This window comes from Mucilaginibacter lappiensis (assembly GCF_900155965.1).
Classification (GTDB): Bacteria; Bacteroidota; Bacteroidia; order Sphingobacteriales; family Sphingobacteriaceae; genus Mucilaginibacter; species Mucilaginibacter lappiensis.
Window position 1 is genome coordinate 369,074 of the sequence record NZ_FTMG01000004.1, and the last position, 13,584, is coordinate 382,657.

The window sequence follows — 13,584 nt, forward strand, 5'->3', positions numbered from 1 at the left end:
TTGGACATCATCTACACATACGATACCATTCCGGTTGAATTTGATCCGTTTGCCGGCCCCGAATTGCGGAGTTTGGCTCATCCTACAGAATCACAATTGGAAATCTGGACATCATGCCTTATTGGTGGCGATGAGGCTAACTGTGCTTACAATGAATCCTTTTCATTATCATTTTCGGGTATTTTTAACCAGGATGCCATGCTCCAGGCACTTCAGGATCTTGCTAACCGGCATGAGGTACTCCGGTCTTGTTTCAGCGCAGACGGCAAATACATCTGCATTTATAAGGAGTTAACTCTTGGGATCGATTACCAGGATATTTCTGATCGTTCGACCCAGGAACAACTAGATTTTATCGAAGATAAAAATCAACAAAACGCTTTAACGCCTTTTAATCTGGTAACCGGCCCTCTGTTTAAAACAACGTTGATCAAGTTAACTAACGACAAGCATCTTTTAACCTTCATCGTGCATCACATCGTTTGTGATGGATGGTCAATAGGTATCATGATGCAGGATCTTGGTAAACTATATAACGCATATATCAGCAACCAGCTTCCACAATTGCTGCCAGCGCCTCTTTTTAGCGATTACGCGGTAGAACAATTAACATTTGAGCAAACTCCAGAATATAAAAGTACCGAAGCCTATTGGCTCAAACAATTCAGAGGTAGCAGTCACACACTAAATATCCCTACCGATCTGCCACGCCCTACCCTGCGAACCTACAAAAGTCATCGTGATGATTTTAGTGTGGACAGTAAATTAGCTTCCTCACTCAAGCAATTGGCTAAAAACAACGGCAGTAGCTTTGTTACCACCTTATTGGCAGCATTTGAAATATTTCTGCAACGCTTGACCGGACAGGACGAGATCATTTTAGGGCTACCCGCAGCCGGGCAATCAGCTACGGGTAACTATAGATTAGTTGGGCACTGTGTTAATCTACTCGCGTTAAGAAGTTATCCCAAGGGAGAATTTTCATTTAAAAGCTATTTAAAGCAACGTACCTCAGCTATTTTAGATGCCTATGAACATCAACAATATACATTTGGCAGCCTGCTCAAAAACTTAAATATCGCTCGGGATGCTTCCAGGATACCCCTGGTACCGGTAATGTTTAATATTGATATGGGGCTCGACGATGATGTAAAGTTTGACGGCCTACAACATCAGTTGATAAGCAACCCGCGCGAATATGAAAACTTTGAAATATTTGTAAATATATCTGGGCGCGATGATTCGCTCATACTAGAGTGGTCATACAATATCCAGTTATTCAAATCATCAACCATTCGCAACATGATGGATGATTTTGAGTTTTTATTAAAGCAACTAGTAAAAAATCCGGATATACTGATTGGCGATATTCCACTTAAAAACTCCGAGGAACTTATCAGTCAATTAAATACCTGGAATAACACATTTGCTGTTTATCCAAAAGCTAAAAACCTCCATCGCTTAGTTAGTCAACGCTCACAAAAATCTGGTGATCAGATAGCTATAAAGTTTGCTGAGCAATCACTAACCTATAAACAATTGAATGAAAAGGCCAATCAATTGGCAGCATTACTGATTAATGAAGGAGTTAAGAAAGGTGACAAAGTAGCATTTGTACTTAATCGTTCGGCACAATTGATTGTGATCATGCTAGGTATCATGAAAACTGGCGCTGTATACGTACCGGTTGATCCACAGTTTCCTTTAAACCGCATTAATCACATGCTGAACGACTCAGGTGCTGTGTTACTCATTACATCAGAGGACTACAAAGAACGTTATCAATCGACTGCAAAAGAATTACTGATAGATAGTATATGGCCCAGGCTGAATCAATACCCGGTAACCGATGTAGAAGTCGACGTAAACGGTGATGACCTGGTTTATGTATTATATACCTCCGGCTCAACAGGATTACCCAAGGGCGTACAGATAGCCCATCACAATCTGATTAACTTTTTGTACAGTATGCAAAAAGCTCCTGGAATAACGGTAACAGATAAGCTTTTGGCAGTGACTACTGTAAGTTTTGACATATCGGGCCTGGAATTATTTTTACCGCTGATCAGCGGCGCCCAAGTGATCATCGCCAACAGCGCAGAAGCTAAAGATGGTCGCGCTTTACTTGATATCATCAGGAAAGAAAATATAACCATAATGCAGGCTACGCCTTATACCTGGCGCATCATGATTGAGGCCGGCTGGAATAACACAACTCCACTAAAAGTTATTTGTGGAGGCGAGGCATTACCGAAAGAATTGGCCGAAAAAATAATCACAAGGGCAGAAAGCCTGTGGAATGTATATGGGCCTACGGAAACTACTATATGGTCAACCGTAAAACAAATTAAGGCAGATGATGGCCTTATTACTATTGGTCGCCCTATTGATAACACCACAATTTATATTTTAGATAAGTATCTGAACCCATTACCGGCAGGAACAGCCGGCGAGATTTACATAGGCGGCGATGGTGTTGCCAAAGGCTATTTAAATCAGCCTGAGTTAACTGCTGAAAAGTTTATTAGAGATCCATTTTCCAATACGCCAGGTAATAAAATATACCGGACAGGTGATATGGGTAAATTCATGGAAAATGGAGAAATAGAATGTCTTGGCCGTATAGATTCTCAGATAAAAATACGGGGCTACCGGATTGAGACCGGCGAGATCGAATACCACTTGGTTAATCAGTATAATATCAAAGAAGCCGTAGTGATGGCTCAACCGGATAGTAATGGCATTAATAAACTGGTGGCTTACGTAGTTGTTGGCGATGAGTTTAAAGCCGAGTTTGAAGCAGATCAAATAAAGGGTTGGAAAATGACGTTAAAAGCAGCGTTACCTGATTATATGGTACCGGATAATCTGACCATTGTTCCGGCTATGCCTTTAACACCTAGTGGTAAGATAGATAAAAAAGCGCTGGCCAATAATCATGGCAAGCTGACTGAAAGTATTCGCCTGCTTATAGCTCCCCGAACAGATGTAGAAAAATTGATAGCTGATATCTGGTCGGAATTTCTGGAAATTAAAAACATAGGGATTTACGATAACTTTTTTGAATTAGGCGGCCATTCACTTATTGCAGTGCAGGTAATGACCCGCATTGAAAAACTCACAGGTAAACGATTACCCCTTGCTACTCTTTTTGAAAACTCTACAGTTGAAAAACTAGCATTGATGTTAGAGATGGATGGCAAATCTATCGTGTGGGATTCCCTGGTACCTATTAAACCTTCGGGCAACAAGATGCCTTTATACATTGTACACGGTGCCGGACTTAATGTTTTATTATTCAACACCCTGGCATCAGGCATGGATGCAGATCAACCGGTATATGGCTTGCAAGCTAAGGGTCTTAATGGCATTGATGAGCCTTTAAGTAATATTGTGGACATAGCGGCGCATTACAACATAGCTATCATGGCACAAAATCCAACCGGGCCTTATGCTCTCGCTGGTTATTCATTCGGAGGCATTATTGCTTTTGAAATGGCTAAACAGCTTGAAGAACAAGGTAAACAGGTAAAAATGCTGGTCATGTTTGATACTTATGCCTACCGTTCCCCTCGCTTTGATCCGTGGTTAACTATGCAGGTAAAAAGAGGTAAATTTTTTGCACGCAAACTATTGTACAATCTTACTTTTCCAAATGGTTTTGTGAATACCATGGTACATACGGGTAAAGTCACCAAACGAGGATTAACCAAAGTATTCTGGAAGTTATTCAAAGACGAAAAGCAGGAGGGCTTTTTTGGTTACGCTAATAAAATTGATGAAATGAACGTACTTGCCGAAAAACATTATAAATTAGAGGCCCGAAATATTGCTATTGAATTATTCAAAGCTGAGGATCGTACTTTTTATTTGGACGATTTTGAACACCTTGGCTGGAAACCGTATGCATTAAAAGGAGTTAACGTTCATCAAATACCAGGTGGGCATAATTCAATTTTTAAAGCACCCAATGATAAAATATTTGCAAGTATATTACAAAACTGCCTAAACAAAGTCGCCCCAAAATAATCATATTTATGTGTTTAATTAAAGTTCATATCAAATACCAGGATGACATTAGTTGGCAAAACGGGGCGGGTTGTGATTATAAATTAAAAGATGGTCAAGTTGATGTTTGGCGTATCAGGATTAGCTCCAACCTGGTACTTATTGATGACTTTTTTAAAGTATTGTTGCCCGACGAAATAATAAGGGCCAACCGTTATGTACAAAAAAAAGACAAGCTCCGGTTTGTTGTAAGTCGTGGGGCGTTGCGTTGTTTATTAAGTAAATATACCAATCAACCGGCCACCACTATTAAATTTGTTATCAGCGCTAATAAGAAACCCTATATACAGCAACAAAATTTAAAGTATAATGTATCACATGCTGGTGATTGGGTTTTAATAGCCATATCAAACACGGAGGTTGGTGTTGATACTGAAGAAATAGATCACTCTTTTAGTTATAAGGAGATCCTCGCTGATTATTTCAGTAAAGATGAAATCAATTACATTGCTCACCAGGGTTCCAGTAATAGCTTTTTTTTACTCTGGACGCGTAAAGAAGCCTTAACCAAAGCAACCGCCATTGGTTTAGACAACAACCTAAAACATATCCCCAGTTTAAACGGTGATCACGAATTAGACGGGGGCTTATTGGCCTCAAGTGGTAATTGGAAAATGAACAGTTTTAAAACAGACGAAAATAATATGGCAAGCCTGGCCACCGAAATAACAGCAGGACATATCATGTATTGGGATGTTAACTTTGAGAAATTTTTACCGGGCTTTAAACAATCCGTACTTTAATATACAGAATATTGCTCTGACCCCATCTTTCCACCCTATCTTTTTTCCTTCTTCGTAAGTACGACCATAATAAGATATGCCAACTTCATATATCCTGATCTTGGGAATCCGCGAAACCTTTATGGTAACCTCCGGCTCAAAGCCAAAACGTTTTTCGGTAAGTGAAATACCTTGTATCATTTGGGTGTTAAACAACTTATAACAGGTTTCCATATCGGTAAGATTCAAGTTGGAAAACATATTTGAGGCGAACGTAAGCCATCTATTACCTATGGTATGCCAGAAAAATAATATCCGGTGAGGATTGCTGCCCATAAATCTTGAGCCATAAACTACATCGGCAAAGCCAGAAACCACCGGTTTTAACAGATCATTGTATTCCGCAGGATCATATTCTAGGTCAGCATCCTGAATAATGAGATATTCACCTGTTGCTTTTGATATACCGGTATGTAAGGCGGCCCCTTTGCCTTTGTTTACCTCGTGTTTAAAGTACTGTATATTAAGGTCTGGGTTAGTCTGCTGATAGGTGGCTATGGCCAGCTCTGTATTGTCCTTTGAACAATCATTCACAATAATAATCTCTTTCTGAATATCATTTACAAGGTTTACCTCTTTAATTTTATCCAAAATCAAATGTATCGTGTTACCTTCGTTATAAGCAGGGATGATAATTGATAATTTTTGTAGTGTCATTATTGTTTTTGTGGTCAAACTTTGCTTTGTTATATATTTATACTTCGGTATAAGCTTATTATATCTTTATTGAAAATATTTTAATGCAAGCTGTACTAAAACAAGTCAAAATTTACTTAAAAAAACCAAAAGTAATATTTATACTCATATTCCTGACTGTTTTAACCCTGCTATTTTGGTTTTGTTTGCCAAATCCTTTATTTAAAAGTCCTACATCATATGTTATTGACGATAGTAATGGTCAATTACTGGGTGCATCTATTGCTACAGATGGTCAATGGCGTTTTCCTTACAACGATAGTGTGCCCTATAAATTTAAGCAATGTATCATTGCTTTTGAGGATAAACGCTTTGAGCATCACCCCGGTTTCGATCCCCTGGCCTTTGGGCGGGCTATAAAACAAAACATCTCATCCAAAAAAGTAACCAGCGGTGGCAGTACCATTACTATGCAGGTTATCAGATTGGCTACCAGACATAAGCGAAGCATCTGGAATAAGTTTTTAGAAATATTCATGGCCTTGCGGTTGGAATTTACACACAGCAAAAATGAGGTATTGGCACTTTATGCCAGTAATGCACCCTTCGGGACCAACGTAATAGGTTTGGATGCTGCTTCCTGGCGATATTTTGGAAGAGGGCCGGATAAATTATCTTGGGGTGAGATGGCTGCGATGGCCGTTCTGCCTAATTCACCATCGCTAGTACATCCTGGCCGAAACAGGCTTGTACTACTCAAAAAACGAAACTTACTACTTCAGCGCCTTTATAAAAATGGGACTATAGACAGCACTACAAGGGCACTGGCCGAACTGGAACCTGTACCTGATCGCCCGGTACCTTTGCCACAGCAGGCTCCCCACTTGCTACAACGTTTTAAAAACGACCATCAACATCATCCAGATGGCGATACCCGATTACAAACCAGTATTAACTCAGCCTTGCAACAACAGGTCAACGATATTTTAGAGCAACATCACCAGGTTTTAAAAGCCAATGATATCAACAATATTGCCGCTATTGTTTTAGATGTAGAAACAGGTGCTACACTGGCCTATGCCGGTAACATAGCTCACCGTGAAGATCCGCAGATGGAAAGTGATGTTGACGTCATTGATGCGCCACGCAGCCCAGGCAGTACCCTAAAACCCCTACTGTATGCCTCGATGTTACACAGTGGTTTGATATTACCTAATAGTCTGCTACCTGATGTGCCTACACTAATAGCAGGCTATCATCCGGAAAATTTTGACCTCGGCTATGATGGCGCTGTACCTGCATCTCGTGCATTATCACGTTCTTTAAATGTGCCAGCAGTGAAAATGCTTCAGCAATTTAAATACGAACGCTTTTATGATTTTCTGCAAAAAACGGGTATCACTACTTTAACAAAACCGGCAGATCATTATGGCCTGTCATTGATATTGGGTGGTGGCGAAAATACCTTATGGGAGTTGAGCGGAGCCTATGCTGATATGGCTCGTGTGCTTAATCATTACAACCAGTACCGTGGTCAATATAATCCGGCTGATTATCATAGCCCTGTTTATAGTATGCCTAAAGAAACTATAAAACCTAATCTGGAAAAAACCGGTTTGCTGGATGCGGCTTCTATATATTACACTTTTCAAGCTATGGAAGAAGTAATGCGACCTGGCGAAGAAATGCTATGGCAACAATTTAGCTCTACCCAGCGTGTAGCCTGGAAAACAGGCACCAGCTTTGGCTTTCGTGATGGCTGGGCAATCGGAATTACCCCCCGATATGTAGTTGGCGTATGGGTAGGTAATACCGATGGAGAAGGCAGGCCGGGGTTAACTGGTATTAATACTGCCGCTCCTGCCCTGTTTGAGATCTTCAGATTATTACCCGTATCGCGCGATTGGTTTCCAATGCCTGTAGGCGAAATGGTGAAAATAAAGGTATGCCACCAAAGCGGTTACAGGGCCGGGCAGTATTGCGACAATACAGATGATATGCTGGTACCTAAATCAGGACTCAAAGCACCGGTTTGTCCCTATCACAAACTGATACATCTATCTGCAGATGGCAGGTACCAGGTAAACGGAAACTGCGAATCGCCGGATAATATTGTAAATAAAAATTGGTTTGTGCTCCCGCCTTCTATGGAGTACTATTATAAAGCAAGGGATTATCAATACCATGTATTGCCGCCATTTCGTCCGGGTTGCTCGCAGACAGAGAATGGCAACGCTATGGAAGTGATATACCCCAAAGATGGCGCGAAAATATATGTTCCACTTGAAGCCGACGGTAGCCGAGGCCGGATGATCTGCAACGCTGCGCATCGTGTACCGGGTATGAAAATATTCTGGCACCTGGATGATCAATACATTGGCGAAACCCAGGATTTTCATCAAATGTCCTTAAATCCACCACCCGGCAAACATATACTTACCCTGGTTGATGGGAACGGCAATACCATAAACATTGGCTTTGAAATATTAAGTAAATAACCCTCACTTTAATAAATGACTGATTGCTTAAAATTTGACTGATCTGTAAAAATCATCAATACTACCCAACGTTTTGGGTTATGGATACGATGATGCAATAAAGATAAATTACGTAATCAATCAAAAAAATGAAAAACTTAACTTACGTCCTTGCGGCCCTTGTACTATCGGTTTGTTTTATCACAGCGTGCAAAAAGGCCGAAAATCCAGTTGCTGTTGACAAAAAATCAACAACCAGCAAAGCTAATGCAGCCAACAATGGTGGTAACCCGGCTGACACAATAGTTCTTGTTCCGCTTACCGGTGATCAGATTACCTTAGCACCAGGATTTTCACCCAGTGCAGTTGGCGACAGCGTATCTATTAGCTTTAACGCCCATACAACTAACTTATATTGCGCTCACGGCACGTTACAGTATCAAGCCATTATTGACTACAATAAAAATTTCAGTATTGATTTTTTTAATGTGAGAGAACCTAGTATTTGCCCAGTAGGTGCCAAAATACCTATGGTAGCAAGCCCTGTTTTAATCAGACACGCAAATCTTGCTAATGGTAATTATCCACTCAAAGTTACCTTAAACAGCACTACTTACACGGGCAGTATTACCGTCACGTCAGCAAACATAACCTTCAATTGGAATTACACATCTGGGGTTGTTATATCCCCAAAAACTTTAACCCGCTAACTTAAACCCTAAAACAGGAGAGATCAATCCGCTTATGGCGGATGATCTCTCATTAAAATCAAGTATTAAAAAAAACAAAAAATTATTTCCATTTTTACCCAACGTTTGAGTTACTACTTACGAAGAGCCTGTTAAAAGCACTTACTGTGTGAATTTCTTGAATGAATCTTTCTAAAAAGCAGGCTGAAAAGCTGGTAAAAGACTGCATCAATAATAACCGCACGGCCCAGGAAGCTTTGTACAAGCTTTTTCATGCCGAAATGTTACGGGTATGCTATAACTATTTGCCTGATAAAGAGCTTGCCAAAGAAGCTTTTAATACTGGATTTCTTAAAGTTTTCCAATCCATAAAAAACTTTGATAACGAAAAAGGGGGATTAGGCGGATGGATCAGGAAGATCATGATCTATACTGCTATTGATCTTTGCCGCAAAGAACTAAAATTTAATGTTAAAAACCTAGACGAGCAGGATTCGGATGATTATTTTATTAGTCCGTCTGTATTGGAGAAATTGTATTTTGAAGATATTTTAAAAAATATCAGAACCCTACCATTTGCTACTCAAACAGTCTTTAACTTATCTGTATTGGATGGTTTTACACATAAGGAAATAGGCGAGCAATTAAATATAAGCGAAGGAACGTCGCGCTGGCATTTAGCCGAAGCAAAAAGAAAATTAAGAGAGCTACTGGAAGCATTGGCAACAAACAACAATCTGCCCAAAGAAAGGAGTGAAAAAGCAAAATGAAAAATTCATTGAACTACCTTAACCTTTGGCAGAAAAAGAGAAATGAATTACCTGTAACTGACGAACCAAAACAGGACTGGTTGGCTATGCAGATACTCCTGGATGCTCACTTACCCCATCCTACAGTAAAACATAATGCAGCGTCAAGAATAACTAAAGTTATAAAAGCGTCAAAAACATGGCCAATCATATCTATTGCGCTACCGGTAGCGGTATTGGTTTGTGTTTTAGCTTATGTATATATCATCAAGCCTAAACCTACGGCTCCTCCCAAAAAACATAAGAAAGAGAAGGTGATAATTCATAAAGACAGTTTGCAAAACCTTAATCCAGATTCCTTAAATAAAACAGATACCGTATTATTTAAGACTGATAGTACATCGGCAATTAAAGAACTATCTGATACTGTTGATAATAAAAATGAACCAACAAATACCGGATTGACAAACATGGCTGATCCATCGAAAAGCAAGCCTTATGTAGCATCATCATCAAATACCCCACAAAATAATCGTAATGCTAACGCTGTTATGAATAACCATAACAAGGGAGTGTTCTCTCTTAATGGAATTCATGCGGCGCATGGCAGTAACTCCGGACAAATGAGCAATCCTAACAGGTCAAATAAAACTAATAATAGTGTACTTGGCGATTCCTTTTCTACCCAGGGTACTAATCCAGCTGATATAAGCAACAATAAGACACTTATACAAGCATCAAATAGTTATATAATGCAGCACTTGATCAATAACATTGATAGTGTTTTCAATGATCGTAACAGTTTCTTTGGGTCTAATACAGCAAATTATATATCGACAATAAAAGGCAGTAATATGCAGTATAATACCGCTGTAAGCATAATCACAAAAGATCATAAAAAAACAACTTCTTCTGGTACGCGTACAAAGGATAAAAGCCCAAAGACAAAATCTGTAAAAAACAGGACCGGTATTTCAATGCCATCAAATATTGATTATGGGATTCTTATTGGTTTAAATGCACCTAATAGCTTTACCACTAAAGCCCAAAATAGCAATTTTTATGGAAGTTTGCCGGTTGATATATATGCTGGCTTATATGGTACTTATAAATTCAACGATAAGCTGGCTATAAATATACAAGTGAAGGGTCTAAACCCCTTACGTTTTAATGGATCGTACACTCACCATAATGAAAGTAAAATAGATACCAATCAAACATTAAGTATAAGTGATTCACGAAAGGCCTACTTTGTAAATATTCCCGTACATTTTGTTTACCATATTACACCCAATATTCATATTAAAGGCGGACCTCTCATTAATATACCGGTAAAGCAGGTGAATGGCAGCACCAATTATCAAACATCAGGTGTAAAGAAAGACACGCTTGGTTATTATAATACTGTTTCGGGCAAACTAAACGCAACAAGGTATGATCAGAAGCTTAATTTTGGATTCTCCGGAGGTGTTGGCCTACAGTACCGGCGCTGGATGTTAGAAGCTACCTATAATAAAAGTTTTAAGGGTTACCATGTAGCATCGGATTTGGGCAGTTACAACACAAACACGGGTTCTGTTCAAATTTCTATTGGTTTCCAACTCAATAAACCTAAAAAGTAGTTGTAATAAAATTACACTATTATAGATAAAAACACCTGATTTAGGCGAAATACAAGTACAAACATTTATTATATTGGCAAATCAATTTTAATCGCAATGCTTGAACAGTATGATCTGCATAATTTAATGGTAATTGATATTGAAACCGTACCCCAATACAGTTCGCATGATCAGGTACCCGAACATCTGCAAAAGTTATGGGAACGTAAAAGCCAAAATATTCGCAAGGATGAAAGCGCCGAGGATTATTATAAAAGCGCGGGTATCTGGGCCGAGTTTGGTAAGATCATTTGTATATCCGTAGGTATATTCACGAGCGGGAAAGATGCTGGTTTAAGAGTAAAATCATTTGCGGGTCACGATGAAAAAGATCTGCTCAGCCGGTTTTCGGCACTACTGATCAGTCAACCGTCGAACCTGGTTTTATGCGCGCATAATGGTAAAGAATTTGATTTTCCTTACATCTGCCGCAGACTACTTATCAATGGACTGCCGTTTCCGCCCCAATTACAAATTGCCGGTAAAAAACCATGGGAAGTTGTACATCTGGATACGATGGAACTTTGGAAATTTGGGGATTATAAAAACTACACCTCTCTTAACTTGCTTACAGCCATTTTTGATATCCCTACTCCAAAAGACGACATTGATGGCAGTATGGTAGGAGATGTTTACTGGAACCTGAAACAGCTTGACCGCATATGCACTTATTGCCAGAAAGACGTGGTAGCTACAGCGCAATTATTGAGACGTTATCGGGGCGAAGAATTGATAAAAGATGAATTAATTACCCTAATAGGTCAATAAATGCTGCAGGTAAACGATCTATCGGTCAATTTTAAAACCGCCAGCGGCTTATTCAAAGCGGTAAAAAATATATCCTTCAGCTTAAAAAAAGGCGAAACCGTAGGTATTGTAGGCGAATCTGGTTCAGGAAAATCGGTAACATCGCTTGCGCTGATGCGTTTATTGAATACCGATCAAACAGTGATTAACGGTGAGGTGTTATTAAACGACACCCGGCTGTTCGATTTACCCGAAGCTGATATGCGCCAAATTCGCGGCAACCGGATGGCCATGATATTCCAGGAACCCATGACTTCGCTTAATCCAGTGCTTACCTGTGGATTTCAGCTCACCGAGGCCATAAAACTTCATTTGGGCCTGAACAACGCCGAAGCTAAAAAGAAAACTATAGAATTATTTAATGAGGTACAATTGCCTCGACCCGAAGCCATATTTGACAGTTATCCGCATCAAATATCCGGCGGACAAAAACAAAGGGTAATGATAGCGATGGCCCTGTCTTGCAATCCGGAGATACTGATAGCCGATGAACCCACAACGGCTTTGGATGTAACTGTTCAAAAAGCTATCATCGAGCTATTGCTAAATCTCAAAAGTACACGTTGCCGAAGTTTGATATTCATATCACATGATTTAGGAGTGATCAAAGAGATTGCCGACCGGGTTTTGGTGATGTACAAAGGGCAGATTGTGGAAGAAGCTACTGTAACCGATCTGTTCAACAATCCACAACACGCTTACACTAAGGGCTTATTGGCCTGTAGGCCATCCCCCGATCAGCATTTAAAGAAACTACCGGTAATTGCCGATTTTTTTGATGCTAATGGCGCTTCAGATACCCGATCGGCAACTATCGAAAGTATCCGTACCAAATACAGCTATTCTGAAACAGAAATGGCTGATCGTAAAAAGGAACTCTATCAGCAACAACCCTTATTAAAAATTGATAAGCTCTCTACCTGGTTCCCTATCAATCCCGGTTTATTGGGCCCATCCGGACAGGTGGTTAAAGCCGTGAATAATGTGAGTCTGGAAGTTTATCCCGGTGAAACACTGGGCCTGGTAGGCGAATCGGGTTGCGGTAAAACTACCCTGGGCCGCACTATTTTGCGCCTTATTGAACCAACGCACGGCACCGTAAGTTTTGAAGGCAAAGACTTGGGCGGTTTAAAAAAAGACGCCCTACGTGAAATTCGCAGGGATATACAGATCATCTTTCAGGATCCCTACTCCTCTTTAAATCCACGATTAACCGTAGGGCAATCCTTAATGGAACCTTTACAGGTGCATCAGTTTTATAGTAACGACACCAAGCGTAAACAAAGGGTGTTGGAACTATTACAACGGGTAAATCTTTTACCGGAGCATTTTAACCGCTATCCGCATGAGTTTTCTGGCGGGCAAAGGCAGCGTATTGTGATAGCGCGTGCTTTGGCCTTGCAGCCTAAATTCATTATTTGTGATGAATCGGTATCCGCGTTGGATGTATCGGTACAGGCACAGGTGCTTAACCTTATCCGGGAGCTTCAGGATGAATTTAAACTCACGTACATCTTTATTTCACATGATCTGGCTGTTATCAAACACATATCCGATCGTATGGTGGTTATGAATAAAGGCGAAATTGTTGAAACCGGCTATCCTGACGATATTTATTATCGTCCGCAACAGGATTATACCAAACGGCTGATAGCGTCTATTCCGCAAGGTTGATTTTTTAGAGCCAAGAATAAGGACAGGAAGAACAAAGAAAG

Annotated in this window: 9 protein-coding genes; 8 read left to right on the plus strand and 1 reads right to left on the minus strand. The window is 40.1% G+C overall.

What is annotated here, in order from left to right:
• Both BW976_RS11025 and BW976_RS11030 read left to right on the plus strand, forming a co-directional pair.
• Complete coding sequence (locus BW976_RS11025; RefSeq protein ID WP_076373331.1) at positions 1–4,029, plus strand: non-ribosomal peptide synthetase; 4,029 nt, start codon at positions 1–3, stop codon at positions 4,027–4,029.
• 8 nt (positions 4,030–4,037) lie between these two features.
• On the plus strand, positions 4,038–4,811 hold the full coding sequence (locus BW976_RS11030) for a 4'-phosphopantetheinyl transferase family protein (RefSeq protein WP_076373332.1): 774 nt from the start codon (positions 4,038–4,040) through the stop codon (positions 4,809–4,811).
• Here the strand turns inward: BW976_RS11030 and BW976_RS11035 are convergent.
• On the minus strand, positions 4,782–5,507 hold the full coding sequence (locus BW976_RS11035; protein ID WP_076373333.1) for a glycosyltransferase family 2 protein: 726 nt from the start codon (positions 5,505–5,507) through the stop codon (positions 4,782–4,784). The genes BW976_RS11030 and BW976_RS11035 overlap by 30 nt on opposite strands.
• Before the next feature lie 83 nt (positions 5,508–5,590).
• Here BW976_RS11035 and pbpC point away from each other — a divergent pair, with 83 nt between their 5' ends.
• From pbpC to BW976_RS11065, 6 genes are all read left to right on the plus strand, one after another.
• The gene (pbpC, locus tag BW976_RS11040; RefSeq protein ID WP_076373334.1) at positions 5,591–7,984 is read left to right on the plus strand and encodes a penicillin-binding protein 1C; all 2,394 of its coding nucleotides are present in this window, start codon (positions 5,591–5,593) and stop codon (positions 7,982–7,984) included.
• Between the two features lie 128 nt (positions 7,985–8,112).
• Positions 8,113–8,673, plus strand: a complete 561-nt coding sequence (locus BW976_RS11045; protein ID WP_076373335.1) for a hypothetical protein — start codon at positions 8,113–8,115, stop codon at positions 8,671–8,673.
• 161 nt (positions 8,674–8,834) lie between these two features.
• Positions 8,835–9,422, plus strand: coding sequence for an RNA polymerase sigma factor (locus tag BW976_RS11050; protein ID WP_076373336.1), 588 nt, complete (start codon positions 8,835–8,837; stop codon positions 9,420–9,422).
• The gene (locus BW976_RS11055; protein WP_076373337.1) at positions 9,419–11,023 is read left to right on the plus strand and encodes a hypothetical protein; all 1,605 of its coding nucleotides are present in this window, start codon (positions 9,419–9,421) and stop codon (positions 11,021–11,023) included. Before BW976_RS11050 ends, BW976_RS11055 begins: the two co-directional genes overlap by 4 nt.
• A 96-nt stretch (positions 11,024–11,119) precedes the next feature.
• A complete protein-coding gene (locus BW976_RS29335; protein ID WP_076373338.1) occupies positions 11,120–11,830 on the plus strand; it encodes a 3'-5' exonuclease in 711 nt (236 codons plus the stop codon).
• A complete protein-coding gene (locus tag BW976_RS11065) occupies positions 11,831–13,543 on the plus strand; it encodes an ABC transporter ATP-binding protein (RefSeq protein WP_076373339.1) in 1,713 nt (570 codons plus the stop codon).
• The last annotated feature ends 41 nt before the right edge of the window (positions 13,544–13,584 follow it).

Excerpts from the sequence above, each read along its gene's own strand:
- pbpC (WP_076373334.1), top strand. The coding sequence starts at position 5,591 with ATGCAAGCTGTACTAAAACAAGTCAAAATTTACTTAAAAAAACCAAAA.
- BW976_RS11050 (WP_076373336.1), top strand. The coding sequence starts at position 8,835 with ATGAATCTTTCTAAAAAGCAGGCTGAAAAGCTGGTAAAAGACTGCATC.
- BW976_RS11030 (WP_076373332.1), top strand. The coding sequence starts at position 4,038 with ATGTGTTTAATTAAAGTTCATATCAAATACCAGGATGACATTAGTTGG.
- BW976_RS11035 (WP_076373333.1), bottom strand. The coding sequence starts at position 5,507 with ATGACACTACAAAAATTATCAATTATCATCCCTGCTTATAACGAAGGT.
- BW976_RS11055 (WP_076373337.1), top strand. The coding sequence starts at position 9,419 with ATGAAAAATTCATTGAACTACCTTAACCTTTGGCAGAAAAAGAGAAAT.
- BW976_RS29335 (WP_076373338.1), top strand. The coding sequence starts at position 11,120 with ATGCTTGAACAGTATGATCTGCATAATTTAATGGTAATTGATATTGAA.
- BW976_RS11045 (WP_076373335.1), top strand. The coding sequence starts at position 8,113 with ATGAAAAACTTAACTTACGTCCTTGCGGCCCTTGTACTATCGGTTTGT.
- BW976_RS11065 (WP_076373339.1), top strand. The coding sequence starts at position 11,831 with ATGCTGCAGGTAAACGATCTATCGGTCAATTTTAAAACCGCCAGCGGC.